The organism is Brenneria goodwinii (assembly GCF_002291445.1).
GTDB classification, from domain to species: Bacteria; Pseudomonadota; Gammaproteobacteria; order Enterobacterales; family Enterobacteriaceae; genus Brenneria; species Brenneria goodwinii.
This window is the reverse complement of the sequence record NZ_CP014137.1, coordinates 3,993,958-4,018,942: the sequence shown is the minus strand read 5'-3', so window position 1 is coordinate 4,018,942 and position 24,985 is coordinate 3,993,958. Positions and strand designations below refer to the sequence as shown.

General features: G+C 54.4%; 27 protein-coding genes. 15 read left to right on the top strand and 12 right to left on the bottom strand.

All coding sequences use genetic code 11. From position 1 onward, the window contains the following. Nucleotides 1-175: 175 nt before the first annotated feature. The 6 genes from ACN28R_RS17895 to ACN28R_RS17870 all read left to right on the top strand — a co-directional run bounded on the left by ACN28R_RS17895 (nt 176) and on the right by ACN28R_RS17870 (nt 6,339). A complete protein-coding gene (locus ACN28R_RS17895; RefSeq protein ID WP_257790285.1) occupies nt 176-307 on the top strand; it encodes a hypothetical protein in 132 nt (43 codons plus the stop codon). Beyond that, nucleotides 307-1,575, top strand: a complete 1,269-nt coding sequence (otnK, locus tag ACN28R_RS17890) for a 3-oxo-tetronate kinase (protein ID WP_095835096.1) — start codon at nt 307-309, stop codon at nt 1,573-1,575. The genes ACN28R_RS17895 and otnK overlap by 1 nt, the downstream gene beginning before the upstream one ends. Next, a complete protein-coding gene (gene otnC, locus ACN28R_RS17885; protein WP_048636651.1) occupies nt 1,572-2,195 on the top strand; it encodes a 3-oxo-tetronate 4-phosphate decarboxylase in 624 nt (207 codons plus the stop codon). Before otnK ends, otnC begins: the two co-directional genes overlap by 4 nt. A 322-nt stretch (nt 2,196-2,517) precedes the next feature. Next, on the top strand, nt 2,518-3,852 hold the full coding sequence (locus ACN28R_RS17880) for an MFS transporter (protein ID WP_220701782.1): 1,335 nt from the start codon (nt 2,518-2,520) through the stop codon (nt 3,850-3,852). A 54-nt stretch (nt 3,853-3,906) separates the two neighbouring features. Then, entirely contained in the window at nt 3,907-4,821 is a 915-nt protein-coding gene (locus ACN28R_RS17875) for an amidohydrolase family protein (RefSeq protein ID WP_048636649.1), read from the top strand. Between the two features lie 117 nt (nt 4,822-4,938). Next, nucleotides 4,939-6,339 carry an NAD(P)H-dependent oxidoreductase gene (locus ACN28R_RS17870; protein ID WP_095835094.1) on the top strand — a complete coding sequence of 467 codons (1,401 nt, stop codon included), beginning with the start codon at nt 4,939-4,941 and terminating at the stop codon, nt 6,337-6,339. A gap of 386 nt (nt 6,340-6,725) precedes the next feature. On the opposite strand, the gene livF is transcribed toward ACN28R_RS17870, so the two are convergent. The 5 genes from livF to ACN28R_RS17845 form a co-directional block, all read right to left on the bottom strand. Then, complete coding sequence (gene livF, locus ACN28R_RS17865; protein WP_048636647.1) at nt 6,726-7,427, bottom strand: high-affinity branched-chain amino acid ABC transporter ATP-binding protein LivF; 702 nt, start codon at nt 7,425-7,427, stop codon at nt 6,726-6,728. Nucleotides 7,428-7,432: 5 nt separating this feature from the next. Beyond that, a complete protein-coding gene (gene livG / locus ACN28R_RS17860) occupies nt 7,433-8,203 on the bottom strand; it encodes a high-affinity branched-chain amino acid ABC transporter ATP-binding protein LivG (RefSeq protein ID WP_048636646.1) in 771 nt (256 codons plus the stop codon). Further along, nucleotides 8,200-9,471, bottom strand: a complete 1,272-nt coding sequence (locus ACN28R_RS17855) for a high-affinity branched-chain amino acid ABC transporter permease LivM (protein WP_095835093.1) — start codon at nt 9,469-9,471, stop codon at nt 8,200-8,202. The genes livG and ACN28R_RS17855 overlap by 4 nt, the downstream gene beginning before the upstream one ends. Continuing rightward, a complete protein-coding gene (gene livH / locus ACN28R_RS17850) occupies nt 9,468-10,394 on the bottom strand; it encodes a high-affinity branched-chain amino acid ABC transporter permease LivH (protein WP_048636644.1) in 927 nt (308 codons plus the stop codon). Before livH ends, ACN28R_RS17855 begins: the two co-directional genes overlap by 4 nt. A gap of 151 nt (nt 10,395-10,545) precedes the next feature. After that, nucleotides 10,546-11,658: a branched-chain amino acid ABC transporter substrate-binding protein gene (locus ACN28R_RS17845; RefSeq protein ID WP_095835841.1), complete on the bottom strand. Its 1,113-nt coding sequence runs from the start codon at nt 11,656-11,658 to the stop codon at nt 10,546-10,548. 407 nt (nt 11,659-12,065) lie between these two features. On the opposite strand from ACN28R_RS17845, the gene panM reads away from it, so the two are divergent. The 3 genes from panM (at nt 12,066) to ACN28R_RS17830 (ending at nt 13,412) form a co-directional block, all read left to right on the top strand. Next, on the top strand, nt 12,066-12,479 hold the full coding sequence (panM, locus tag ACN28R_RS17840) for an aspartate 1-decarboxylase autocleavage activator PanM (protein ID WP_048636643.1): 414 nt from the start codon (nt 12,066-12,068) through the stop codon (nt 12,477-12,479). A 160-nt stretch (nt 12,480-12,639) separates the two neighbouring features. Continuing rightward, on the top strand, nt 12,640-13,089 hold the full coding sequence (locus ACN28R_RS17835; RefSeq protein ID WP_048639704.1) for an STM2901 family protein: 450 nt from the start codon (nt 12,640-12,642) through the stop codon (nt 13,087-13,089). Beyond that, a complete protein-coding gene (locus ACN28R_RS17830; RefSeq protein ID WP_048636642.1) occupies nt 13,086-13,412 on the top strand; it encodes a DUF1493 family protein in 327 nt (108 codons plus the stop codon). The genes ACN28R_RS17835 and ACN28R_RS17830 overlap by 4 nt, the downstream gene beginning before the upstream one ends. 142 nt (nt 13,413-13,554) lie before the next feature. Here ACN28R_RS17830 and rpoH read toward each other — a convergent pair whose 3' ends face one another. From rpoH to ftsY, 4 genes are all read right to left on the bottom strand, one after another. Then, nucleotides 13,555-14,412 carry an RNA polymerase sigma factor RpoH gene (rpoH, locus tag ACN28R_RS17825; RefSeq protein WP_048636641.1) on the bottom strand — a complete coding sequence of 286 codons (858 nt, stop codon included), beginning with the start codon at nt 14,410-14,412 and terminating at the stop codon, nt 13,555-13,557. Between the two features lie 366 nt (nt 14,413-14,778). Then, nucleotides 14,779-15,747 (bottom strand): permease-like cell division protein FtsX, encoded by a 969-nt coding sequence (ftsX, locus tag ACN28R_RS17820; protein WP_048636640.1) that lies wholly within the window; start codon nt 15,745-15,747, stop codon nt 14,779-14,781. Then, on the bottom strand, nt 15,737-16,408 hold the full coding sequence (ftsE, locus tag ACN28R_RS17815) for a cell division ATP-binding protein FtsE (protein WP_095835092.1): 672 nt from the start codon (nt 16,406-16,408) through the stop codon (nt 15,737-15,739). Before ftsE ends, ftsX begins: the two co-directional genes overlap by 11 nt. Before the next feature lie 5 nt (nt 16,409-16,413). Beyond that, nucleotides 16,414-17,751 (bottom strand): signal recognition particle-docking protein FtsY, encoded by a 1,338-nt coding sequence (ftsY, locus tag ACN28R_RS17810; protein WP_095835091.1) that lies wholly within the window; start codon nt 17,749-17,751, stop codon nt 16,414-16,416. A gap of 380 nt (nt 17,752-18,131) precedes the next feature. Here ftsY and rsmD point away from each other — a divergent pair, with 380 nt between their 5' ends. Together rsmD and ACN28R_RS17800 are read left to right on the top strand one after the other, a co-directional pair. Next, the gene (rsmD, locus tag ACN28R_RS17805) at nt 18,132-18,707 is read left to right on the top strand and encodes a 16S rRNA (guanine(966)-N(2))-methyltransferase (protein ID WP_048636637.1); all 576 of its coding nucleotides are present in this window, start codon (nt 18,132-18,134) and stop codon (nt 18,705-18,707) included. 36 nt (nt 18,708-18,743) lie between these two features. Continuing rightward, complete coding sequence (locus ACN28R_RS17800; protein WP_231604291.1) at nt 18,744-19,019, top strand: DUF1145 family protein; 276 nt, start codon at nt 18,744-18,746, stop codon at nt 19,017-19,019. A gap of 3 nt (nt 19,020-19,022) precedes the next feature. On the opposite strand, the gene ACN28R_RS17795 is transcribed toward ACN28R_RS17800, so the two are convergent. Together ACN28R_RS17795 and ACN28R_RS17790 are read right to left on the bottom strand one after the other, a co-directional pair. Then, a complete protein-coding gene (locus tag ACN28R_RS17795) occupies nt 19,023-19,379 on the bottom strand; it encodes a DUF2500 domain-containing protein (protein ID WP_048636635.1) in 357 nt (118 codons plus the stop codon). Between the two features lie 4 nt (nt 19,380-19,383). Further along, entirely contained in the window at nt 19,384-19,704 is a 321-nt protein-coding gene (locus tag ACN28R_RS17790) for a DUF1820 family protein (protein ID WP_048636634.1), read from the bottom strand. A 242-nt stretch (nt 19,705-19,946) separates the two neighbouring features. Here ACN28R_RS17790 and ACN28R_RS17785 point away from each other — a divergent pair, with 242 nt between their 5' ends. Together ACN28R_RS17785 and ACN28R_RS17780 are read left to right on the top strand one after the other, a co-directional pair. Continuing rightward, the gene (locus ACN28R_RS17785) at nt 19,947-20,576 is read left to right on the top strand and encodes a lysoplasmalogenase (RefSeq protein WP_048636633.1); all 630 of its coding nucleotides are present in this window, start codon (nt 19,947-19,949) and stop codon (nt 20,574-20,576) included. Nucleotides 20,577-20,667: 91 nt separating this feature from the next. After that, nucleotides 20,668-22,965 (top strand): zinc/cadmium/mercury/lead-transporting ATPase, encoded by a 2,298-nt coding sequence (locus tag ACN28R_RS17780; protein WP_095835090.1) that lies wholly within the window; start codon nt 20,668-20,670, stop codon nt 22,963-22,965. Between the two features lie 61 nt (nt 22,966-23,026). Here the strand turns inward: ACN28R_RS17780 and tusA are convergent, their stop codons facing one another. Next, a complete protein-coding gene (gene tusA / locus ACN28R_RS17775) occupies nt 23,027-23,272 on the bottom strand; it encodes a sulfurtransferase TusA (protein ID WP_048636631.1) in 246 nt (81 codons plus the stop codon). Between the two features lie 214 nt (nt 23,273-23,486). On the opposite strand from tusA, the gene ACN28R_RS17770 reads away from it, so the two are divergent. Together ACN28R_RS17770 and ACN28R_RS17765 are read left to right on the top strand one after the other, a co-directional pair. Then, nucleotides 23,487-24,164, top strand: a complete 678-nt coding sequence (locus tag ACN28R_RS17770) for a 7-cyano-7-deazaguanine/7-aminomethyl-7-deazaguanine transporter (RefSeq protein WP_095835089.1) — start codon at nt 23,487-23,489, stop codon at nt 24,162-24,164. Between the two features lie 149 nt (nt 24,165-24,313). Next, on the top strand, nt 24,314-24,880 hold the full coding sequence (locus ACN28R_RS17765) for a DcrB family lipoprotein (protein WP_095835088.1): 567 nt from the start codon (nt 24,314-24,316) through the stop codon (nt 24,878-24,880). The last annotated feature ends 105 nt before the right edge of the window (nt 24,881-24,985 follow it).

The window sequence follows — 24,985 nt, the reverse complement described above, 5'->3', positions numbered from 1 at the left end:
AACATATTGATTTTAATTATTAATTTTAGGTTGTCTTTCGCATGGCCGAACAGGCTCGGCTATTTTATTCACGTGATGTTAATTTATGTGATGTCAGTCACCACCGATGGCAATTAAAGCAACTACATTTAACACCGTGGAACAAATAATCACTAAAATTAACAAGGTGACGCTTATGGAAGAATCTGCCGGGTATGCCGTAGCCGTTATCAGTCATGGCGCCCTAAGTTTTGGCCGTGAGGACCACAGCGTCGTCTTCAAGATTTTCAGCGACATCGCGCTGCCGGAAAAATGGGAGGATGCCTAATGTTACTCGGAGTCATCGCCGACGATTTCACCGGCGCCACCGACATTGCCGGTTTTCTGGCCGGGAACGGGCTATCCACCGTGCAACTCAACGGTGTGCCGCCGCAGGATTACCATGTGGACGCCCAGGCCGCCGTCATCAGCCTGAAATCGCGCTCCTGTCCGCCCGAACAAGCCGTCGCCGATTCGCTCAATGCGTTGGCTTGGCTACAGGTCCAGGGATGCCGCCAGTTCTATTTCAAATACTGTTCGACCTTCGACAGCACCGCGCAGGGCAACATCGGCCCGGTGACCGACGCGTTGCTGGACGCGCTGGGAGAAACGCAGACCGTCATCTCCCCGGCTTTACCGGTTAACGGCCGCACCGTCTACCAGGGCTATCTGTTCGTGATGGATCGGCTGCTGTCGGAGTCGGGCATGCGCGACCATCCGTTGACTCCGATGACCGACAGCTATCTGCCGCGCCTGATGGAGCGGCAGGCCGAAGGGAAGTGCGGCGTCATCGCGGCGGACGTCATGGACCGGGGCGTGGAGGCGGTGGCGGCGCGGTTGGCGGAACTGCGGCGGCGGGGCGTTCGCTACGCGGCGCTGGATGCGCTCAACGGGCGGCACCTGCTGGTCCAGGGCGAGGCGCTGCGCGGGATGAAGCTGGTCACCGGCGGTTCCGGCCTGGCCATCGGGCTGGCGCGCCAGTGGGCGACGGGCGATGCGCCGCAGGACGCGCAGGCCGCCGGCGCGCCGCAGGGAGGACCGGCGATCGTGTTGTCCGGTTCCTGTTCCGTGATGACCAACAGGCAGGTCGCCCGCTATCTGCAGCAGGCTTCCGGCCGCGCCATCGACGTCGAACGCTGCATGGCGGGAGATGACGCCCTGGCCGGCTACGCTCGCGAGTTGTGCGACTGGGTGCGGAAGCACAGCGGAGAGAAACTGGCCCCCATGCTGTACGCCACCGCCGAGCCGGAGATCCTCGGCCGTATCCAGCAGCGCTGGGGGGCGCAGGCCAGCAGCCAGGCGGTGGAAGCGCTCTTCTCTTCCGTCGCCCGGCAACTGCGGGAGGACGGCTTCCGGCTCTTCATCGTCGCCGGAGGAGAAACCTCCAGCATCGTGGTGCAGACGCTGGGGATCCGCGCCTTCCATATCGGCCCCACCATATCCCCCGGCGTGCCCTGGGTGAGATCGACCGATGCCCCCCTTTCGCTGGCGCTGAAGTCCGGCAATTTCGGGGATGAAAACTTTTTCGCCAGAGCGCAGCAGGAATTCGTCGTATGAATGAAGTTCAAGCACGAGAAGAAATGGTCAGACTGGGCGCCTCTTTTTTTCAGCGCGGATATGCCACCGGCTCGGCCGGGAACCTTTCCCTGCTGCTGGAGGACGGGGCGCTGCTGGCAACGCCGACGGGCTCCTGCCTGGGGGAACTCTCCGCCGACCGGCTGGCGAAGGTTGGTCTGGAGGGAGAATTGATCTCCGGCGACAGACCCTCTAAGGAAATCAGCTTCCATCTGGCCCTCTATCGCCATAATCCGCAGTGTCGGGCCGTGGTGCACCTGCATAGCGCCTATTCGACGGCGCTATCTTGCCTGGAGGGACTGGATCCGCGCAACGCGATCCGGCCCTTCACCCCTTATGTGGTGATGCGGATGGGACGAGTGCCGGTCGTTCCCTATTTCCGTCCCGGCGACAAGCGGCTGGGCGAAGAATTGGCCAGGTTGGCGCCCGACCACAACGCTTTTCTCCTGGCCAATCACGGTCCGGTCGTGACCGGACGAAGCCTGCGCGCCGCCGCGGACAATATGGAAGAGCTGGAAGAGACCGCCAAACTGGTCTTCATTCTGGGCGACCGCCGGATCCGCTATCTGACCGACGCAGAAATTGCCGAATTAAGGAGCTAAACATGCCTACGTTCACCATAAATCTATCCACGATGTTTTACCGCGGCGCCGTTCCTTGACTTCTTCAAGGCCGCCGCCGACGCGGGTTCCCGGGCGAAGATCCTGGGGGGCGTTACAGGCAATAGAAAATTGTTGTCTATGGCATTTCTGCCGAACGCCCGCCGAAATAGAGCAACTTTTAACACGGACGACTCCTGAGATACCCGCTTCAGCATTAACGGCAAAAGTTACTTTCGCCAACACCGGGCAGCGACAAGCCATGTCGCGGCATGGCTTGCTCTTGCTTACAGCATTGGACGTTTAAATGCCGCTGCACCTTTAAATGGGAAAAAAAGATATATTTCCGGAGGTTGTTATGTCTGTGGACTCAAATACTCCAGACGTCGGCAACAAAAAATCTATACTGCTGACGACCAGATGGCGCTTTATTATCATGCTGTTCATCTTGTACACCATCAACTGCATCGACCGCATAGCTTTGTCTGTCGGCATGCCGCTGATCGCGCAAGATTTCTCGTTAAGCGGGAAAATGCAGGGACTGATCCTCAGCGCCTTTTTCTGGACATATTGCCTTTGCCAGATCCCCGGAGGAAAAGCTGCGGACCGGTGGGGCGGAAGACTCGTCATCGGAGTGGCGACAGTGATATGGGGGGCGTTCCAGTGCCTTTCCGCCATTGCAGTCAACGGCCTGTTCCTGTTGCTGACCCGCGTGGGGCTTGGCGCGTTTGAAGCGCCTTTCATGCCATCGGCCAGTAAACTCACCGCCAGTTGGCTTCCCCCCCGGGAGAGGGGCAGGGGCATTACCCTCATTGACAGCGGCGCTCCTTTCGGCTCCGCCGTGGGCGGCTTGCTGGTCGCCTCTCTCATCGCCTTTTTCAGCTCGTGGCGTATCGCATTTTTCCTGATCGGGGTCTTGACCATCGTTGCCGGGATTGTGGTCTATCTATACGCCCGCGACAAGCCCCATGAACACAAAAGCATGGGTAAAAAAGAACTTGATTTCATTGACGAACAGAAACGGCTCGCAGGGGAAGTGCAGACGCAGAGTACAAATATGGTGCTGTCCAAGAAAACCCTGGTAGCAATGGTTATCGGCCGCATCGGCTGGGCAATGGTATTTTTCGGGCTGGTTACATGGGGGCCGAGCTATCTTGCCAACGGGCGAGGAATGAACCTCCAGGCCATGGGATACGCCACTTTTATCATTTTCCTGTGTGGTGCGATTGGCGAAGTGGTCAGCGGATACCTTGTGGATATGCTTCAGCGTGTGCTCCCGCGCAACGTTGCCTGCAAGCTGCTTTTCGGGATTTCCGGCGCCATGGCCCTGGTTTGCCTGTTGGCATTGCCTTTCATCAGCGATAGTTCCATGGCGGTAATCGTTCTTGCCATTGGCGTCTTTTTCCATCTTTGGGGCGGATTGTATTGGATTATTCCGGCCATGCTTTCCCCCGAGAATAAAATCGGCTTGGTTGGCGGGATAATGAACTTCGCCGGAACGTCCAGCGGCATTTTTGTTCCCATCATCGTGGGTTTCCTGGTGGACATGACCGGCGGCTACACCGCTGCACTGTACTTTTTCGCCGGTTGCGCCTTTGCATACCTCCTGGGCTCCCTTTGCATTAATTTCGGCTCTTCCAGCCCGAAAACCACGGGCTAGAACCTATGCGCGCGTCGTCCGCACAACGGCCGGCGCATATTAAGGAGAATCATCATGGCTGAAAAAAATATCTGGACCGGACCGGTCATTGACGCACACCACCATTTTTGGGACCTCGAAAAGCATCTGTATCCGTGGCTGACGAAGGACATCATGGTGGCGCATCGTTACGGGGATTACAGCGCAATAAAGAAAACGTACTTGATGAGCGATTATCTCGACGATATCGCCGGGCAAAACGTGGTCGCATCCGTTTACTGCGAAGCGGAATATGACCCGCAGGCTCCGCTTAAGGAAACCCACTACGTGCATGAAGTCGCGCGGGATTTCGGCTATCCCGGCGCCATGGTCGCACAGGCATGGCTTGACGCGGACGATGCCGCAAGCCTGCTCGCGGAGCAGGCGGCATATCCTCTTGTCCGGAGTGTTCGCCATAAGCCCGGAGGCCCTTCTTCCCCGGCGGAACAGGGCAGAAGCCTTATGTCGTCTGACAAATGGCTGCGTGGGTATTCCGAATTGGAGAAATACGGCCTCCATTTCGATTTGCAGGCCAACTGGTGGGTTTTGCCGGAAGCCGCAGAACTTGCCGCCAATTTCCCGCGTACGCTCGTCATCGTAAACCATACGGGAGTGCCGGGGCGAAGCGAGGAGTCTCTCCGGGGGTGGCGCGCCAATATGGAAAAGCTGGCCGCCAGACCCAATACAGCCGTGAAGATTTCCGGGCTTTGCGAGGCGAACAAACCCTGGACGGTTGAAAGCAACCGCCGGATCGTGAAAGACGTCATCAGCATGTTCGGTGCAGATCGCTGCATGTTGGGCAGCAATTTCCCGGTGGATGGCATGGTAACGACATTCGCCACGATTTTTGACGGTTACAGGGCGATTCTGGCGGATCTGCCGGAAAAAGAGCAGAGCGCTGTCTTTCACGAAACCGCTGAAAGGATATACCGCCCGCAGCGTTTGCAATAACCGGGTTACCGAAAAACCAGCGCTCTACGTGAACGAGGGTGTGCGGGAATGGATTTCCGTAGTTCGGTTTTGGAAAAAGAATTATTAAACAGATGTATATACTCAGGAGATCGCTCGATGCATTATCAATCATTATTCAAACGGCCTGCGAACGACGCGGTGCGCGCCTGTCTTATGGGCGCAGGCGAATTCGGCGCATCATACATTTTCCAGGCCCAAACCATGCCGTATATGGAAGTGAAAGCCGTATGCACCCGCACAGCGCAGCGCGCGGTTGACGCATATGTTTCCGCGGGTATTCCCGCAGGCAAGGTGAAAGTTTGCAACACGGCGGAAGAGGCGAAAAAAGCGTACGAAGAGGGATTATTCGTTGTTGTCGAGGACTTTGCTACCATTGCGGATCTCCCTCTCGAAGTGTTGGTGGAAAGCAGCGGCCAGCCGGAAGTCAGCGCCGCGGCGGCTGAACTCGCCATTGAGAAAGGCATGCATGTGGTAATGGTTTCCAAGGAGACGGATTCCGTTGTCGGTTCAATCCTCGCTCAGAAAGCCCAGTCCAAGGGGCTTGTCTATACGACGGGAGACGGTGACCAACCCAGCATGCTGATCGGCCTTATTAGCTGGGGGCGTGCGCTGGGTCTTACCATTGTCGGCGCGGGAAAAGCCAGCGAGTATGATTTCGTGTACGACCCCGTTGCAAAAATGCTTACGTGTGAAGGGCAGCAGCAGGTCTTTGCCTGTTCCGGCATGGATGATTTATGGAACCTCGGCGACCGGAACGCCAGGGATATTGCCGAAGCGCGCAGCGCTATACTCAGCGCCCTTACTTTTCACTCCATTCCTGACCTTTGCGAAATGGTCGTTGTGGCGAACGCAACCGGCATGAAACCGAACAAACCCGCGTTCAGCGCCCCCGCCACACGCATGCGGGAAATGCCTGACTTTTTTTGCCCCCAAAAAGACGGCGGCCTGCTTGATGCCCCCGGAACACTGGATATCTTCAACTGCCTGCGCCGTCCCGATGAGATCAGCATGGCCGGCGGCGAGTTCATCATTGTGGAGTGCACGGATCAAAAGACATGGAAAGTACTCGGCGCCAAAGGGCATCCCGTTAGCCGGGACGGGAAGTACGCGGCGATTTATATCCCCCAACACCTGCTCGGCGTGGAAACCGGCACGTCCGTACTTGCAGCGGCTATCATGGGACATGCGACGGGCGGAGATAACCTTCGCCCTGTTTGCGATTTATACGGCCGTGCCACACAGGATCTCAAAAAGGGTACGGTGCTGAAGATGGGCGGACATCACCATACCATCGACGGAGTGGACGGCTTCATCGGTGATGCCGAGGCTATCGAAGCTGGGAAGTTAGTACCGTTCTATCTCTTTAGCAATACAAGCCTGGCGCGCGATGTCGCCGCCGGGGAAGTTATCCGGATGGAAGACGTGAATATCCCTGAAAATTCGGTACTTCTGCGCCTGCGCAAAGAGCAGGATAGGGTCTTCGGACTGACAAAATAGTGCAGGAACGGAGCAAATCGGCGTTGGAATAGTTGATTTACCTTGCAAGGATTTCTCTGCAAATCCTTGCAGCGAGACGCCGGTAGGCAAACCCCGCTTTTCAGCAGGCAACGCCTAAACGTCCACGGGGTGCTTGCCTGAAGAGGCGGTGGAGCAGCCACGCCGTGTCTTGTGTTCCAGAGCAACGCCTGGATCGGTAAGCCGGGCAAGGCGGCCTTTCCGTCTTGGTCACCCCGGCTGCGGGACCGCAGACGATACTTTGCTGTAAGGCGGATTCCGGGTTACGGCGGGCGGTCTTGCCCGCCGCCCCTTGAACGTCGCGTAAGCGGCGGATAAAGAAAAAGCAGCATGTTTGTCAGCAGTCTGCCGTGGCGGACGAGAGGGAATCACCCGCCCAGATAAGCTGAACGTACCGCTTCATTTGCGAGTAAGGCTGCTCCGCTGTCTTCCAGCACCACATGGCCGTTCTCAAGCACATAGCCGCGATCGGCTAAGCGCAGAGCCTGATTGGCGTTTTGCTCCACCAGGAAAATGGTCATGCCTTCTTCACGCAGTTGTTGAATCGTATCAAAAATCTGCAGAATGATGATCGGCGCGAGCCCTAATGATGGCTCGTCCAGCAGCAGCAAACGCGGCTGGCTCATCAACGCGCGGCCGATGGCCAGCATCTGCTGTTCGCCGCCGGACATGGTGCCGGCTCGCTGAGCGCGGCGTTCATACAGCCGGGGAAACAGGTCATAGACCCGGACGATCCGCTCTTGATATTGATGCCGATCGGCAAAGAATCCACCCATGGCCAGATTCTCTTCTACCGTCATGCGGGAGAATACGCGGCGGCCTTCAGGCACAATGGCGATGGCTTCGCGCATAATTTGCGCGGTCTGCCAGTGGGTAATGTCTTTTCCGTCGAAGATGATGCTGCCTTCAGTGGCGCGCGGATCGCCGCACAGCGTACCCAGCAGCGTGGTTTTCCCGGCGCCGTTGGCGCCAATGAGCGTAACGATCTCGCCTTGCTCGATATGCAGGCTGACCTGGTGCAGCGCCTGAATTTTCCCATAGTGGGCGGAGACCTGATTTAATGACAGCATAAACGTTATCCTTCACCCAGATAAGCACGGATGACATCCGGGTTATTACGAATTTCAGCCGGAGTTCCGTGGGCCAACGGCGTTCCCTGATTGACGACATAAATCCGATCGGAAATCCCCATGACCAGCTTCATATCATGCTCAATCAACAACACGGAAACCTGATGACGATCGCGTAGCTCGGCGATCAGCTGATTCAGCTCTTCGGTTTCTTTTGGGTTAAGGCCGGCGGCCGGTTCGTCCAGCATTAGCAGTTCGGGGCGGGTCACCATACAGCGGGCGATTTCCAGCCGGCGCTGCTGACCGTAAGCCAGGTTGCCCGCCTGACGGTTGGCTAACTCAAGCAGGCCGACGCGCTCCAGCCACTCCGCCGCGCGATCCTGCGCATCGGCTTCGGCGCGGCGAAATCCCGGCGTTTTCAACAGCCCGGCGAATATGCCGCTTTTGAGATGCTGATGCTGGGCCACCAGCAGGTTTTCAATCACGGTCATTTCACGGAACAAGCGCACATGCTGAAACGTCCGCACCACGCCCATGCGCGCGATTTTCTGTCCTGATAATCCTTCCAGATGCCGGTCGCGTAGCATGATGGTGCCGCCTGAAGGGCGATAAAAACCGGTCAGGCAGTTAAACACCGTGGTTTTTCCCGCGCCGTTCGGGCCGATCAGCGAGACGATTTCCCCCGCGTTTAAATCCAGTTCAACGTTGTTGACCGCCAGCAGACCGCCGAAACGCATCATCAGACCTCTGACGGATAATAATGGCTGCGTACTCATGCCTGCTCTTCCTTATTACTTACTTTCAGCTTCATCTGCGGGCGCTTCATCGGCAGCAGACCTTGCGGACGCCAAATCATCATCAATACCATCAGCGCGCCCAGCAGCAGCATGCTGTATTCATTCAGATCGCGCATCAGTTCTCGGGATACCACCAGCAACACGGCGGCGAGGATCACCGCAAACTGCGAGCCCATTCCTCCCAGCACCACAATCGCCAGTACAAATGCCGATTCAGCGAAAGTGAAGGATTCCGGGCTGACAAACCCCTGACGGGCGGCAAACAGCGTACCGGCGAATCCCGCGAACGCGGCGCTGATGGTGAACGCCGTCAGTTTGATGCGCGTCGGACTGAGTCCCAACGAGCGGCAAGCGATCTCATCGTCACGCAGCGCTTCCCAGGCTCGGCCCAGCGGCATACGCAGCAGGCGGTTGATGACAAACAGGGTCAATACCACCAGCAGCAGCGCGACCAGATAGAGGAAAATAATACGGTCGCTGGGGTCGTACTTCAGGCCGAAGAAGTTATGGAACGTATCCCAGCCATCGCGCGCGGTGCGGCTGAACTCCAGGCCAAAGAAAGTGGGTTTGGGGATCTGGCTGATGCCGTTCGGGCCGCCGGTGATTTCGGTATTGTTCAGCAACAGGATCCGTACGATTTCGCCGAATCCCAAGGTCACAATCGCCAGATAATCGCCCCGCAGCCGTAATACCGGGAAGCCGAGCAGGAAACCGGACAGCGCGGCGGTCATCCCGGCCAGCGGCAGGCTTTCCCAAAATCCCAAACCGTAATAATTATTCAGCAGGGCGTAGGTATACGCGCCGATGGCATAAAAGCCGCCGTAGCCCAGCACCAGCAGGCCGGAAAGTCCGACCACGACGTTTAATCCCAACCCCAGCATCACATAAATCAGCGTGAGGGTTGCAATGTCCACCGTCCCGCGTGAAACCAGGAAAGGCCAGGCGATGGCGGCGATGATCAGCAATGCCGCCAGCAGTTTCTGCCGCGGCGTGCTGCCGTCGAAGCTCGGCAGTACCAGCGACGGGCCGGAAAACTTGTGCATGCTCTGCCGGATGAACGGACGGATTAACTGGAAGAAGAAAACCACGATGCAGCCGGCGCCGATCCAGTGCCAGCGAACCTGATCGGCTCCCCGGACAACCAGTTTGGTGCCGTCAAGCTCTAACTGCATCCCCATGATGAAGGCGGCCAGCACCAGCAGCATGAATGAGGAAATGCACGCATTGAGAAGATTGAGCTTTTTCATACTTTCTCAACCTCCGGACGGCCAAGAATACCGGTCGGCATGACTAACAGCACCACGATCAACAGCGCGAAGGAAACCGCGTCTTTGTACTCGGTGCTCAGATAGGCCGATGTCAGCGCTTCGGCCACGCCGAGAATCAATCCGCCGATCATCGCGCCGGGAATACTGCCGATGCCGCCGAGTACCGCAGCCGTAAAGGCTTTCATCCCGGCCATAAAGCCAATATAGGGATTAATCACGCCATAGAACTGCCCCAGCAACACGCCGGCCACCGCAGCCATTGCCGCGCCAATCACAAACGTCAGGGAGATCACCCGGTCAGAGCTGATGCCCAGCAGGCTCGCCATTTTCAAATCTTCGGCACAAGCGCGGCAGGCGCGGCCCATGCGTGAGTAGCGAATAAATAGCGTCAGCGCCAGCATGGTCAGGAACGTCACGACCCAGATGGTCAACTGCATGGTGCTGATCGTTGCGGCGAAGCCGTTGCTTTCACCCAGCGTCCATTGTCCGGTAACCAGACTGGGCAGGGCGACATCGCGCGAGCCTTGCGTCAGGCTGACGTAGTTTTGCAGAAAAATGGACATCCCGATGGCGGAAATCAGCGCAATCAGGCGCTTGGAGGTGCGCACAGGTTTATAGGCGACGCGCTCGATGCTCCAGCCGTAAGCGCTGGAAATCACCACGGCGGCAATAAAGGCGACGCCGATTAATAACCAACCCGCATCAATGCCCATCATCATCAGGGCGGCAATAACGATAAAAGAAACATAACTGCCGATCATATAAACTTCGCCGTGAGCAAAGTTGATCATGCCGATAATGCCGTAAACCATGGTGTAACCAATGGCGATCAGCGCATAAGTGCTGCCCAACGTCAGGCCGTTGAACATTTGCTGAAGAAAATAGAGGAACTGCTCGGACATACCTTTACCTTAAATACTGCCCCCGCGTCTTGCGACAACGGGGGCATCGGTATTGAGGGATTTATACAGATTCGGTAGAGTACGGCGGTTGCCGCACTGGCGGAACACAACGCTATGATGTTCCGCCATTTACCCCATCACTGCGCGACGATTACTTCACTGCGCTGGAAGTACCGTCTGCATGCCACTCAAACACACCAAACTCAAACCCTTTCAGGTCGCCTTTTGCATCCCAGCTCAATGGCCCCATAACGGTATCAACGGCTTTCGCTTTCAGATTGCTCGCCAGATCTTCCGGCTCCATACTGCCGCTACGTTGCATGGCCGTCGTCAGAGACTGCAATGCGGCGTAGGTGGTCCAGACGAACGGGCCTGTCGGGTCCAGTTTTTTCGCTTTCAGCGCATCAACGATCGGCTGGTTCGCCGGCACCTGATCGTAACGTTTGGGCAGCGTAACCAGCATCCCTTCAGACGCTTCACCCGCGATGTTGGACAGTGATGAGTTGCCCACGCCTTCCGGCCCCATAAATTTGGCGCTCATGCCGGCTTGACGGGCCTGACGCAGGATTTGCCCCATTTCCGGGTAATATCCGCCGAAATAAACGAAGTCCACGTTTTCTTTCTTCAAGCGCGCAACCAACGTAGAGAAGTCTTTATCGCCGGCGGTCACGCCTTCAAATAGCACCACATTCGCGCCGGTTTTTTTCAGGTTATCCTGAACCGCGCGGGCCAGGCCTTCGCCGTACTGCTGTTTATCATGTACAACGGCAATACGCTGAGGTTTAATCGTATCGACAATGTATTTCGCTGCGGTTGGACCCTGATCGGAATCCAGGCCGGTGGTGCGAAGCACCATGTTGTAGCCGCGAGTGGTCAAATCGGCGTTGGTCGCGGCTGGCGTAATCATGATCACGCCTTCTTCTTCATAAATATCAGATGCAGGCTGCGTGGAGGAAGAACACAAATGACCGATCACATAGCGGATGCCGTCATTGATCACTTTGTTGGCAACGGCGACCGCCTGTTTAGGGTCGCAGGCGTCGTCATACTCAACGCCAACCAGCTTATTTCCGTCAACGCCGCCTTTAGCGTTGATATCGGCAATGGCCTGACGCGCGCCAATGAACTCCATATCGCCATACTGTGCGACAGGACCAGACATTGCCCCGACAACCGCCACTTTGATATCCGCGGCGTTCGCCGCCTGACTCAACGCGATTGCCATACATCCCATCAGCAATGTTTTACCTTTATTAAATTTCATCCGTTTACCCCATGTATCGTTATTATGGATACTGCCGAAAAATTGACTGTCCTGCGCCATAAGATAACCTTTTTCCTGATATACAAGAATAGGTTAGGTCTTTTATTAGTTATGATTTCTAATAAGGCGTTATTTTTCATATTATTAAACAGGAATTTTATGCTGCAGATCAACTGATGTTATCAAAAACAAGCTGTTTAAACAGCATAAAATACTAGCTTTAAAATCCAATGTTTATTTTATTTATAGTTACTTGTGCTAGGTTACGGGTTAATAAATAACGTTTTACTCGAAAATCGGGAAACCGAAAAAACATTTTCCTTGTTAACGATAATGAATAAATTATTTAACCATTTGATTGCAGACAAGATACATTATCCTTCACTCATTTAATGGAGTGCTAGTAAATGAAACTAACCGTTGAGTGCCTTACCGTATTCAGCCCTCAGGATAAAACCGATCTGTCTAAAATATGGCCGCATCAAAATATCGATCTTCTGGAAAACGGACTTACCTCGGATCGACGTTTGTTTGCCGCCCGTTTTAACGATCGGCTGTTGGCTGGCGTGCTAGTGGAAATCAAGGGAGAATACGCTCAACTGAACGATCTTATGGTGCGCGTAGAGACCCGAAGACGTGGCGTAGGTCTGTATCTGGTAGAAGAAACGCTCAGAATGTTGCCTGAGGTCAAAGAGTGGTGGCTGGCGACAGCCGATCACGCGACGGTGGATGAATCCGTGCTGGGAAGATTTATGCTCAACTGCGGTTTTTCACCGGTATCCGGCGGCTGGCGCTATATAAAGAATGAAAGGCTAGCATAGGTAAAATTGGGGCAACGGTCAATTGGCGACTTCATTGCATCATTTGTCGTTCCTGAGACTTTGCCCTGTTGTGCAGATAAGCTGAAATGTTGGATCTGAACTCCTGATTATTTATCATCCAGTATTGATGACGTTAAATCACTTACTGGACGATAAACGGATGGATACGGTTGAACAACGCAATGGCAGCTATTTTTTTGACGGAATGATGAACCTTACCCAAGGAGAACTGGCATTCTGGATCGTTGTTGATGAAGCCCAAAATCAACTTGGCGTTAAGGATGTATTTTCTTTGGCACTGATTATTGGTGGAATTCCAATAATTCCTACCCGAACAAAGCTTGACGCGTTGAGAACGACTAAAAATACCAGCCCATTATCCGTTGCAATGAGAAGTCTGATCAGGCATCGCCTTGAAACCCGATGGCGTTCCCCGACATGGAGAACAATGTTGAATGGGCAATGGGCAAAAACAAATAGTCTAGGGGGACTTATTGGCCGTTGGTTGCCGTGGGTAGGCGTTATTATCACAGCATATGATTTGGCAATGATTACCTTAAATAGCGTTAGACGTTTTAACCTTATAGTTAAACCGGAGCATAGGGTATGAGCGGTGATAAGGCGATAGAAATACTTGATTTTGTGCGTAAAGAATTATCTGCGTATGATCTTGATCTGGATACGTCTCTGACGACAGGAAAGGAGGCGACGTTAGAGGAAGATGTCCTCGAGATGATGGAAAAATATTCAGAACGTTTTAAAGTGGATTGCTCAAATCTTGGCTGGGTCAGGTACTTCCCGCGGGAAGGGATCCCATTCGTACCCAACTTTCTGTTACCTGAAAGGTTTAAAACCGATCACTATAAGCCGCTGTCTCTAACTGTGCGTATGCTGGTTGAGTCAGAAAAAGCCGGTCGGTGGTTATATGATTGATCGCCGTACTGCGCGGCAGGATCAGAGATAGCATCGACAATCGTCACGTTGATATCTATGGTTCTCGATTTCAAAAAGCAAATCCCCGCCTGAGCGGGGATTATGATGATGAGTGGCCGGAGAACTATAGCCGTCAGCAGATTTAGGCTTCTATCGCGGCCCGCAGCTTTTTCATGGCGTTTTTTTCCAACTGGCGTACACGTTCGGCGGATACGCCGTATTGATCGGCCAGTTCCTGCAATGTCGATTTGTTGTCGTCATCCAGCCAACGAGCGCGGATGATATGCTGGCTACGCTCATCCAGGCCTTCCAGCGCATAGGTGAGCTTATCCGCGGCATGGTTTTCCCAGTTGTCTTCCTCAATGCCATCGGCAAAATCGGAGGACTTATCCTGCAGATAAAGCATGGGCGACATTGCTTTGCCGTCGTGAGTTTCTTCATCCGGCGTCGGATCAAACGTCATATCCTGCGCCGCCATACGGGATTCCATCTCAAGCACGTCTTTACTGGTTACGCCCAGTTCACGAGCGACCAGTTCCACTTCTTCCTGGTTAAACCAGCCAAGACGTTGTTTGGATTTGCGCAGGTTAAAGAACAGCTTACGCTGAGCTTTGGTGGTCGCGACTTTCACAATACGCCAGTTACGCAGAACGTATTCGTGGATTTCAGCTTTGATCCAGTGCACCGCGAAGGAGACCAGACGAACCCCCACTTCAGGATTAAAACGGCGCACCGCCTTCATCAGGCCGATGTTGCCTTCCTGAATCAGATCCGCCTGCGGCAGGCCGTAGCCGGCATAATTACGGGCTACATGAATAACAAAACGCAGGTGCGACAGAATGAGCTGCTTAGCCGCTTCCAGATCGCCCTGATAATGCAGCCGTTCAGCCAGAGCCCGCTCTTCCTCCGCCGTTAGCATCGGATAGGCATTGGCGGCTCGAATGTAACCTTCCAGACTGCCTTGGGGAACTAAGGTGAAAGTTTGCATATCTTTGGTCATTCAACCTCTCTCATGACTACGGTTTATGCGATGCTTCTTATTCTTAGAAGCTCGCTCATGCGATTGTTAAAAACATTTGTAAAAAACAATTCGCTAAAAAAGTTTGCGATACCGATGCTGCTTTACGCCGACATTTTGCGGTAATCCGGGTAAAAGCATTTCGCTAAAAATCCGTCGCAGTATCCAATGTATTCAGACTGTGATTCCTCTCACAAGTTCCCTAATTTTATCCATCTTATTTAACATATCAAGACGAATTCCTGAGAAAAACGCAGGTCGGCGGAGATGGAGGAAAACGCGATGGCCGAGGGGATTTCCCTTGTGCGCACAGCCTGTTGCACAAGGGATGATTATAGCAAAAAAAGATTACTGTGGTGTAAAACGACGTAAATGTTGAACGGTCGCCAACCATGCGGCCAGCCAGCCAATCATTGCGGCGATAAGCAGCAATAACAGGGATTCGTCCCAGCTTAGTCCTTTGACGGTAAAGGTGGTGCCGAAGACCGAGGCAACCTGGGTGACCACCGCGCCGAGCTTCCAGACCAGCGCCTGAGACAGGATTAACGACAGCACCGCGCCGGCAAATCCCATCATCGCGCCGCCATTGAGGAACGGCCGCAGAATAAAGCCGTCCGTCGCGCCAATCAGCTTCATGACATTAATGGTTTCCCGCCGGCTAAAGATATTCAGACGCACGCTGTTGCCGATCACCAGGAAGACGGCAATCACCATCAATATACCAATCGTCGCGGAAATCTGCCCGACCAGGCTGGTTAAGGCCACCAGACGGGCGAACCAGCTATCGTCCATGCGTACTTCATCCACACCTTGCGTCGCGGCCACCCGATCGCGTAGCGTCGTGAGCGTCTCCGCGCTTTGGAACGTCATTTTCGGGGTAATAATGGCCACCGCGGGCAACGGATTTTCTTCCAGCATATCCAGCGCGCCGCCAAAACCCGACCAGTTACGGAATTCGCCCATCGCCTCATCGCGCGACAGATAATTGACTTTATCGACCCCGTCTTCCGACTGGATCTGGGCGATCACCGCCTGGGCGGCGTTGTCATCCAGGGATTTATCCAGGTATACGGTGAGCTGCGGCGTAGGATACCACTGCGCCGCGGCCTGACTGACGTTTTTCCATACCAGATAACAAATGCTGGGTAACGCCAGAGAGATCGCTATCACCATGACGGTTAATAAGGTCGCCAGCGGCTGACGTAGCATATCGGCCAGCGTATTCATCCAGGCGTAACGCCACTGTTCCTGCCAACCGCCGCGTAACGACCTGTTCTTTTTCTCAGGCTTTTTCACATTACGGGTTTTATTCGCCATGATGGTTTCCCCCAATCATGCGGCCATTGGACAGCGTCAGAACCCGGTAATTTCGCCGGGATATCAGCCCGGTATCATGAGTTGCCATCAATACCGTGACGCCCACCCGGTTGAATTCTTCAAATAGACGAAGAATGCCTTCGGACAGGACGTCGTCCAGGTTGCCGGTAGGTTCGTCCGCCAGCAAAACCGAGGGCTTGTTGACCACGGCGCGCGCAATGCCTACCCGCTGTTGTTCCCCGCCGGAAAGCTGGATTGGGTAGTTTCTGGCTTTATCCAGCAGGCCGACTTTATCGAGAGCGGCGGAGACCCGGCGGCGAATGTCTTCGCTGCTGGCGCCGGCAATGATCAGCGGCATCGCGACGTTGTCATAAACGGTACGTTCCATCAGCAGGTGGTGATCCTGGAAGATCATCCCGATCTGGCGGCGTAGAAACGGCACTTCGCTCTTTTTTAAACGGCTGATGTTATGTCCGCCAAACAGAATCTGGCCGGCGCTGGGACGTTCAATACCACAAATCAGCTTCAGCAGGGTGCTTTTCCCCGCCCCGGAATGACCGGTCAGGAAGGCCATTTCTGCCGGACGCAAATGAAAATCCACCCCCTGCAATGCCTGACGTCCACCGAGATAAGCTTTACTGACCTGTTCAAAGCGAATCATCCGTTTTAATCCTCACGGGCAAAAAGTGCCTCAATAAAATCATCAGCCTTAAACGGCCGCAAATCTTCGATACCTTCGCCGACCCCGATATAGCGGATGGGAATGCTAAACTGGTCGGCGATGGCGAAAATTACCCCGCCCTTGGCGGTGCCATCAAGTTTGGTCAGCGAGATCCCCGTCAGACCGACGGCCTCGTTGAAAAGCTTAGCCTGACTCACCGCGTTCTGTCCGGTACTGGCGTCCAGCGTCAGCATCACCTCATGCGGCGCTTCGTCATCCAGTTTTTTCATTACGCGCACAATCTTCTTCAGCTCTTCCATCAGATGGGCTTTGTTCTGCAAACGGCCGGCGGTATCGGCAATCAGTACATCCACCCCGCGGGCTTTCGCGGCCTGAATGGCATCGAAAATGACGGAAGCGGAATCGGCGCCGGTGTGCTGAGCGACCACCGCGACATTGTTGCGCTGCCCCCAGACCTGAAGCTGTTCAACCGCGGCGGCGCGGAAAGTATCTCCCGCCGCCAGCATCACTGATTTACCCTGAGCCTGAAATTGCCGCGCCATTTTGCCGATGGTGGTGGTTTTACCCACGCCGTTGACCCCGACCATCAGGATCACATAGGGCGTTTTGCCTTCAACATTCAGCGGCTCATCAACTTTAGCAAGAATTGTCGCCATTTCTTCTTTCAGCTTGGCAAAAAGCGTATCCGCATCTTTCAACTGCTTGCGGTTGGCATGTTCTATCAGGTTGGCGATAATCTTGCGCGTGGTTTCAACGCCGACGTCCGCAATCAGCAACTGTTCTTCCAGCTCTTCAAACAGATCATCGTCTATTTTCTTGCCGCGAAACAATCCGATAAATCCTGAACCCAGATTCTGGCGGGTTTTTACCAGGCTGCGTTTCAGACGGGCAAAGAATCCTTCTTTGGTTGGCCGTTCCTGTTCGTGCATGACCGGAACGCCGTTCCCGGACTGAATCTCTTCCGCCTCATTGTCAACGACGACCGCATCTTCTGTGGCCGTGGCGCTATCATCGGCATCGGAGAGCGTTGCAACCAACGCCGTCTCTTCCACGGGCGCGGCCTCTTCCTCTGGAGAGCGTTCCTGCGTCAACGCCTCCTCTTCGGCATGACGCTCTTCCGGCGGCGTCTGCTCGCTAAGCGCGTCGTTTTCCAGAACGGGGGATTCGGTTTCCTGTTCGGATAGGGGATGTACATCGGCATCGGATTCGGACGCCGGCGTATCAAGAATTTCAGATTTATCTTGCGGTTGCTCTTGTTGTTTTTCTTCCTGTCGGCCTCGTCCAAACCAGGAAAAAAAACCGCGTTTTTTCTCTTTTGTCATCTTGCAATCGCGCTCCACGCCGCTTACTGCAGCGAATAAATAATTAAAACCAATCTATTTTGACGATAAGCAACAAGTTTAACACTTTCCTGTCGACAGCAACACGCGGCCGGAGGGGGCAATGGCGGACAATCTCGGTAACGAAGTATGTCAAACCGGTCATTTGCGTCGCCGTTATCGGTTTTTTGCTGTTTCCAGACGGTCTCTTGAAAAAACGCCGGACGCGTTTTTCAACGCTGCGTTGGCGGCGGCCTTTGCGCATGGGCAGGATAGCTCGCCATAAATCTATTGGGTATAGCGCTTAAGCGCCTTAGAATAATGCTTAAATTTTCCTGACAGTACCGTGCCGGCCGTTTAGCACGGTAACCAATACGTGAGCTATGGCTAAAAAAAATGCATCGTCAGCCGCCGGGCAGATCCGAATTATCGGTGGTCAGTGGCGTGGCAGAAAACTCCCTGTTCCGGATAGTCCCGGCTTAAGGCCTACCACCGATCGCGTGCGTGAAACCCTGTTTAACTGGTTGGCGCCGGTTATTCAACAATCGCGCTGTCTGGACTGTTTTGCCGGCAGCGGCGCGCTGGGGCTAGAGGCGCTATCGCGCTATGCCGCTCACGCCACGTTGCTGGAAAGGGAACGTGGCGTGGCTCAGCAACTCACGCAAAATCTGATGTTGCTCCGGGCGGAAAATGCCCGCGTCGTGAATATTGATACCCTGCAATGGCTGGCTCAGACCGGCGAGCCGTTTGATGTGGTTTTTCTCGATCCGCCGTTCCGCAAGGATTTATTGAACAATACGCTATCTTTGCTGGAACAGCAGGGCTGGTTAGCGCCAGACGCGTGGATCTACGTGGAAACCGAGGCAGAGAACGTGCAGTTGATTATTCCGGACAACTGGCGGTTGCACCGCGAAAAAATCGCCGGTCAGGTGGCGTACCGTTTATACATTCGTCAATAATCATCGTAGAGAAAAGAAAATAAGGGGAATGTGATGATATGGATTAATCTTGGCCGATTATTGATGCTGGGAATATGGGGAATTCTCGTGTTTAACCTGATTCAACCGTTCCCCAGGCCGCTGAATATTTTTATGATAGTGGCGATGATCTTCACGCTCCTGATGCATGGTTTCCAACTGTTGCTGCTCAGAGCCAGCCAGCCCAAGGATAGCCCGTCGCTGAGTCAGGCGTTTCAGGCGCGTATTTTTTTGTTTGGCGTGTTTGAACTGCTTGCCTGGCAGAAAAAACTGCCGAAACAAGCGAAAAAATAACGATTATTCCGGACTGGGCGCAAAGCTGATAAAGCGGGTGCCTTTGACCTGCAACGTGCCCCGCATCGCTTTGTCGAGCTGGTTATAATCGGTTTTGCCGATCCTCAGCGTGATGGCGCCGCCGCCATTTAGCGGCCGGAATGTGGCTTCATAAAACATATCTTCAAAACCGTCTTCATAACCGCGGGCGCGTTTACGCCTTTGCGGAAACTCGCGTTTGGCGGTTATTTCCACCCGTATCGTCTGCAGCGGAGCCGCATCATTGCGAGCGTCCTGATTACGCTGGTGCTGATATTGGCGCCAGGCCAGCACCAGAATGAGCGCTACCGCCAGTATCAATAGTGGGTGAACGTCACGCATTGCGTCAGGGCTTTTTGCCGGGAAGGTAAGGGAAATGCGTGACGTTATCGCCTAATTCGGAGATGCGCGCGCTGCCTTTTTCCGTTACCGCATCAATACGGATCACGGCTTGTAACGGAATGAAGCTGCGGCTGACGCCTGAAAATTCGGTTTTCAGCTTTTCGGTGGAAGGATCAACCAGCACCGTCGATTGGCTGTCGAATACGAAGTCGGCGATTTCAATAAAACCAAACAGGTTGCTTGGTACCAGTTCACGCACGTAAAGCTGGTAATTTTTACCATTATTCATGAATTGAATGCGATAAAGCGCGGGTTCATTGCTCATTCAACCATACTCTCCTTCAAGATAATCACAGGCGCCGATTCACAGTCCAAACGGGCCGATAACATAGCATGAAGCACCGGTGTGCGCATCTGTCTCACCCGATGTTGTTGATCCTTTCCACGATCCCCTACACTGAATGAATAAGGCTACGGATGCCATGAAAAACTTAATCGTTCAGGAGAGCGGTATAACCGATTCCGGATTTTTTGATCCGGCTTGTCTAATACTAATAAGGATAATCTATGCTTTGGTCATTTATTGCCGTGCTCTTTTCCGGTTGGTTATATGTTGATGCCAGCTATCGCGGGCCGGTATGGCAGCGCTGGCTGTTTAAACCCGTGACCTTATTATTATTACTGGCCCTGGCCTGGCAAACGCCGCTGCTGAGCGTGCCGGGTTACCTGATCGTCATTGGGTTATTGGCAACCCTGGCGGCGGATACGCTGATGCTACTGCCGACCCAGCGGCTGCTTTATGCTTTCGGCGCTTATTTTCTCTCTCATTTGCTTTATACCATAAGCTTTTTCACCAGCCAGATGACGCTCGTATTTTTCTGGCCGCTGGCGTTGGCGCTTATCATTCTGGCCGCCATCCTGATCGCGACCATCTGGAGCCGGCTGGATACCCAGCGTTGGCCGGCCTGTGCATTCATCATCATGACGACCCTGATGGTTTGGGTCGCCGGCGAACGCTATTTCGCCCTTGGGACGGATTATAACTTCTCGCTGCTGGCAGGCAGCGCGCTGCTGTTTATCGCCCACGCGGCCTGGTTTATCAACCACTATCGCATCAATTTTCGCGCTCATCAGGCCATTGTGGCGGCGTGCTATTTCGGCGGGCATTTCTTAATCGTTCGTTCGTTGTATTTTTAGTAGCGGCCCGGTATGTGAAATGCTGGATTGGCCTGAAATGACGGTGTAAAGTTTCTGATGAGAATTATTATCACCCATACAGGAGGAAGCTATGCATTCTCATCAGCATCATCACGGCATTGTAAAATCAGCCTGCAGCCATGAACATGCCCGTCATTCATCACGTGCTGAAAAAAGCTGTTGCGCCGTGAAACATGCGCCGAGCGCCATTGCCAATACCGGCAGGGAGCCGGATCAAAATCAAGCGGAGAGCGGCGATAATGCCGATTCCGACGATCCCGACGGCGACCGACCGGCGTTATGCCGTCGTTTTAGCTGGAAAATCAGTGGGATGGATTGTCCCAACTGTGCACGTAAAGTTGAAAATGCAGTAAGAAATCTTACCGGGATAGAACAGGCCAAAGTGCTGTTCGCCACTGAAAAGCTGGTTGTCGATGCCCGCAGCGATGTTCGCCCACAGGTGCTATACGCGGTTCAACAGGTCGGTTTTACCCTGCGGGATCTCGCCCCACAAGCGCCACTTTCTCCTGATTCTCGTCGTTTTATCCATGAATATGGTTTCTTGATTCTTTTTACCTTGTTGGCGGCGGTAAGCTGGGGTCTCTCACTGGTGAGTGAGTCCGGCGGACAAATCGCTTTTATCGCCACCACCATGGTGGGGCTCATTCCTGTTGTGAAAAAAGCGGTTCGGCTTATTCGCTCCGGCACGCCCTTCGCGATTGAAACATTGATGAGCGTGGCCTCTATCGGGGCGCTGCTGATTGGCGCCACCACGGAAGCCGCCGTGGTCCTGCTGCTTTTTATGCTGGGCGAACAGTTGGAGTCTTATGCGTCCAGCCGTGCCCGGCGGGGTGTTGCCGCGCTGATGTCGCTGCTGCCTGAAGAGGCGACGGTAATCCGCAATGGTCGGCGTCTCAGCGTGCCGGTTGCCGATTTATCTCCCGGCGATGTGATTGAGGTCGCGCCCGGCGGCCGTTTGCCGGCCGATGCCGAGCTGTTGTCCGCTGACGCCAGTTTCGATGAAAGCGCGTTGACCGGAGAATCGGTGCCGGTTGAACGGGGCGCGGGTGATAAGGTGGCGGCGGGCTGTCTGTGCGTTGACCGGGTAGTACAGTTACGCGTGGTGTCGCAGCCGGGGAATAGCGCCATTGATCGCATTCTGCAATTGATAGAGGAAGCGGAAGAACGCCGCGCGCCGATCGAGCGTTTCCTCGATCGCTTCAGCCGCTACTACACGCCCGCCATTATGCTGTTGTCTTTACTGGTGATGCTGATCCCGCCTTTGTTGTTGGCCCAGCCCTGGCAGGAATGGACTTATCGCGGATTGACGCTATTGCTGATCGGCTGTCCCTGCGCGCTGGTGATTTCCACCCCGGCGGCGATTACGTCCGGCCTTGCGGCGGCTACCCGTCAGGGGGCGCTGATTAAAGGCGGGGCCGCGCTGGAATCGCTGGGGAGCGTGCGCGCCGTGGCCTTTGATAAAACCGGTACTTTAACCGAGGGGAAACCGCAGGTTACGGATATTTTACCGGCGGCCGGCATTAGCGAAACCGCGCTGTTGACGCGTACCGCCGCCATAGAGTCCGGTTCATCCCATCCGCTGGCTAAAGCCATCGTGCAACGCGCGAAAGAAGTGAGTGCGTTTTTGCCCGTTGCGGACAATCGCCGAACGCTGGCGGGGATCGGCGTAGAGGGGACGATCGCCGGCAAGCGCCTTCAAGCCAGCTCTCCGGCCAAGCTGCCCGCGGATACGCTGGATGACGACTGGCGACAACGTGTCGGGGTGTTGGAAAGCGAAGGGAAAACGGTAGTGATTGTGCATGAAGACAGCCGCGTGATGGGGCTGCTGGCCCTGCGCGACACGCTGCGCAACGATGCCAGAAGCGCGCTGGATGCATTACAGACCATGAATATACGCTGCGTAATGCTGACGGGAGACAATCCCCGCGCCGCGGCGGCGATAGCGGGCGAGTTGGGGATTGATTACCAGGCCGGTTTGCTGCCTGCGGATAAAGTAACGGCGCTCAGCGAGCTTAATCGGCGGCAACCCACGGCGATGGTGGGCGACGGTATTAATGATGCTCCGGCGATGAAGGCGGCGACCATCGGTATTGCGATGGGCAATGGAACGGATGTGGCGCTGGAAACCGCGGATGCCGCGTTAACCCACAGTCGTCTGAACGGATTGGCGATGATGATCCGGCTGTCGCGCGCCACACAGCGCAATATCCGTCAGAATATCACCATTGCGCTGGGGCTGAAGGCGCTGTTTCTGATCACCAGCGTAATGGGCATTACCGGCCTGTGGCTGGCGGTACTGGCGGATTCCGGCGCCACGGCGCTGGTCACCGCCAACGCCCTGCGGTTGCTTAAAAAACGGGATGAGTAGCTAGTCGGCCGAGCGTTGACGAAGCCTCTGGTTCTGAGCTCAATCCTCCCCTTCGCCGGCATTAGCCGCCTTTACGCAGTAAATAACGATAGGGGAGTTGCTCGGTCACCTGCGCCAGCAGGTGATGATCCATATAACGGCAAAATCCGGGAATATCACGGGTTGTCGCGGGATCGTCAGCCAGAATCAACAAGGTCTGTCCGGGTTCCATTTGGCGTACCGTCTTGCGCACCATCATCACGGGTTCGGGGCAACGTAGTCCCTGCGCATCAAGGGTTTTATCGGGATTGGCAAAAGGATCGGTCATCAACGTTCTCTGTGATTAGGGAGTAATAAAAAGCTCCCTTAGTTTACGCTGGGGATTTATAGGCGCAAGCGACGACAACGTTTGCCTAAAAAACAGCCATTGCATTGTCGGGATAAATGCGTATCATGCGCCGCGCATGCACCAAACGTGCGGCTATGTCAGGCAAGATGTTTCTTGGGTTCCCTCACCCCAATAACCAAAAAGGTCACATATTATGTTTCGATTTACCCCCCAACAGCGGCTGACGGCGCTGGTATGGCTTTCGCTATTTCATATCCTGATCATTACATCCAGTAATTATCTGGTACAGCTTCCGGTGTCGATTTTCGGTTTTCATACCACCTGGGGCGCTTTTACCTTTCCGTTTATTTTTCTGGCTACCGATCTGACCGTGCGGATTTTCGGCGCGCCGTTGGCCCGCCGCATTATTTTGACCGTTATGGTGCCCGCGCTGTTGGTTTCTTATCTGGTGTCCGTCCTGTTCTATCAGGGGCAATGGCAGTCGTTCAGCGCATTGGGACAGGTCAATATCGTGGTTGCCCGCATCGCCAGCGCCAGCTTTATGGCGTATGTATTGGGGCAGATTCTGGATGTTCATGTCTTTAACCGCCTGCGACAGCGTAACGCCTGGTGGGTCGCGCCTACCGTTTCGACGCTGTTTGGAAATCTCAGCGATACGCTGGCCTTTTTCTTTATTGCGTTTTATCGCAGCACCGATCCTTTTATGTCCGCCAATTGGGTTGAAATAGCCATGGTGGACTATACTTTTAAACTATTGATAAGCATGCTCTTCTTCTTGCCGATGTATGGCGTGATGCTGAACATGGTGTTGAAGCGCTTGAGCGAGCAACAGCCCGATATGCCGTATCTATCCGCTGAAAACCGCCGCTAGGCCCTGTTTCGCCGCCCGAATTCGGCGGCAAAATGCTGCTGCGCTACACGCCTGGATTTATGGTTTGTGACAACAAACCGCTTGTTTTTACTTGTAGAATAGCGTGCGATAATATCTTCATCTGCTTCAAAAAAGAAAGGGAACCCCTAATGCCGAATGTAGTGAAATACCTCGGAATGAGTCTGTTGGTTGTCATGCTTGCCGCCTGTGACGGCAAAACGGAAGATAGCGCGACGACTCCAGCACAGGATAAACCGGCGGCTGAGGCCTCAGCGGGCGTGGCTATTGAACTGATGTCCGGCAAAATCGCCTTTACCCTGCCTGCGGATATGCGTGACCAAAGCGGTAAACTGGGTACTCAGGCCAACAATATGCACATTTACGCTAACGAAAACGGGCAAAAAGCGGTGATCGTGATTCTGGGGGATAACACCACGGAATCGTTATCCGTGTTGGCGCAGCGTCTGGAAGATCAGCAGCGCACGCGTGACGCCAATCTTCAGGTGGTGACCAACAAAACCATCGATGTGGATGGACAGAAATTGCAGCAGTTGGATAGCATTATTACCAGCAGCGGGCAGCAAGCCTACTCATCCATTGTGCTTGGTAAGGTGGACGAGCGTCTGTTGACGTTGCAAATTACGCTGCCGGCGGATAACCAGCAGCAGGCCCAGAGCGAAGCGGAAAATATTATTAGTACGCTGAAGCTGAAATAGTCCGTCAGAGCATAAAACTTCCCGTGCGCTGATATCACGTTCGGGAGGTTATTTGTAAGTTAGAAAAAAATGGGATCTTGATTACAGATTTGACATCTCAGCGCT

Excerpts from the sequence above, each read along its gene's own strand:
- ACN28R_RS17895 (WP_257790285.1), top strand. The coding sequence starts at position 176 with ATGGAAGAATCTGCCGGGTATGCCGTAGCCGTTATCAGTCATGGCGCC.
- otnK (WP_095835096.1), top strand. The coding sequence starts at position 307 with ATGTTACTCGGAGTCATCGCCGACGATTTCACCGGCGCCACCGACATT.
- otnC (WP_048636651.1), top strand. The coding sequence starts at position 1,572 with ATGAATGAAGTTCAAGCACGAGAAGAAATGGTCAGACTGGGCGCCTCT.
- ACN28R_RS17880 (WP_220701782.1), top strand. The coding sequence starts at position 2,518 with ATGGGAAAAAAAGATATATTTCCGGAGGTTGTTATGTCTGTGGACTCA.
- ACN28R_RS17875 (WP_048636649.1), top strand. The coding sequence starts at position 3,907 with ATGGCTGAAAAAAATATCTGGACCGGACCGGTCATTGACGCACACCAC.
- ACN28R_RS17870 (WP_095835094.1), top strand. The coding sequence starts at position 4,939 with ATGCATTATCAATCATTATTCAAACGGCCTGCGAACGACGCGGTGCGC.
- livF (WP_048636647.1), bottom strand. The coding sequence starts at position 7,427 with ATGCTGTCATTAAATCAGGTCTCCGCCCACTATGGGAAAATTCAGGCG.
- livG (WP_048636646.1), bottom strand. The coding sequence starts at position 8,203 with ATGAGTACGCAGCCATTATTATCCGTCAGAGGTCTGATGATGCGTTTC.
- ACN28R_RS17855 (WP_095835093.1), bottom strand. The coding sequence starts at position 9,471 with ATGAAAAAGCTCAATCTTCTCAATGCGTGCATTTCCTCATTCATGCTG.
- livH (WP_048636644.1), bottom strand. The coding sequence starts at position 10,394 with ATGTCCGAGCAGTTCCTCTATTTTCTTCAGCAAATGTTCAACGGCCTG.
- ACN28R_RS17845 (WP_095835841.1), bottom strand. The coding sequence starts at position 11,658 with ATGAAATTTAATAAAGGTAAAACATTGCTGATGGGATGTATGGCAATC.
- panM (WP_048636643.1), top strand. The coding sequence starts at position 12,066 with ATGAAACTAACCGTTGAGTGCCTTACCGTATTCAGCCCTCAGGATAAA.
- ACN28R_RS17835 (WP_048639704.1), top strand. The coding sequence starts at position 12,640 with ATGGATACGGTTGAACAACGCAATGGCAGCTATTTTTTTGACGGAATG.
- ACN28R_RS17830 (WP_048636642.1), top strand. The coding sequence starts at position 13,086 with ATGAGCGGTGATAAGGCGATAGAAATACTTGATTTTGTGCGTAAAGAA.
- rpoH (WP_048636641.1), bottom strand. The coding sequence starts at position 14,412 with ATGACCAAAGATATGCAAACTTTCACCTTAGTTCCCCAAGGCAGTCTG.
- ftsX (WP_048636640.1), bottom strand. The coding sequence starts at position 15,747 with ATGGCGAATAAAACCCGTAATGTGAAAAAGCCTGAGAAAAAGAACAGG.
- ftsE (WP_095835092.1), bottom strand. The coding sequence starts at position 16,408 with ATGATTCGCTTTGAACAGGTCAGTAAAGCTTATCTCGGTGGACGTCAG.
- ftsY (WP_095835091.1), bottom strand. The coding sequence starts at position 17,751 with ATGACAAAAGAGAAAAAACGCGGTTTTTTTTCCTGGTTTGGACGAGGC.
- rsmD (WP_048636637.1), top strand. The coding sequence starts at position 18,132 with ATGGCTAAAAAAAATGCATCGTCAGCCGCCGGGCAGATCCGAATTATC.
- ACN28R_RS17795 (WP_048636635.1), bottom strand. The coding sequence starts at position 19,379 with ATGCGTGACGTTCACCCACTATTGATACTGGCGGTAGCGCTCATTCTG.
- ACN28R_RS17790 (WP_048636634.1), bottom strand. The coding sequence starts at position 19,704 with ATGAGCAATGAACCCGCGCTTTATCGCATTCAATTCATGAATAATGGT.
- ACN28R_RS17785 (WP_048636633.1), top strand. The coding sequence starts at position 19,947 with ATGCTTTGGTCATTTATTGCCGTGCTCTTTTCCGGTTGGTTATATGTT.
- ACN28R_RS17780 (WP_095835090.1), top strand. The coding sequence starts at position 20,668 with ATGCATTCTCATCAGCATCATCACGGCATTGTAAAATCAGCCTGCAGC.
- tusA (WP_048636631.1), bottom strand. The coding sequence starts at position 23,272 with ATGACCGATCCTTTTGCCAATCCCGATAAAACCCTTGATGCGCAGGGA.
- ACN28R_RS17770 (WP_095835089.1), top strand. The coding sequence starts at position 23,487 with ATGTTTCGATTTACCCCCCAACAGCGGCTGACGGCGCTGGTATGGCTT.
- ACN28R_RS17765 (WP_095835088.1), top strand. The coding sequence starts at position 24,314 with ATGCCGAATGTAGTGAAATACCTCGGAATGAGTCTGTTGGTTGTCATG.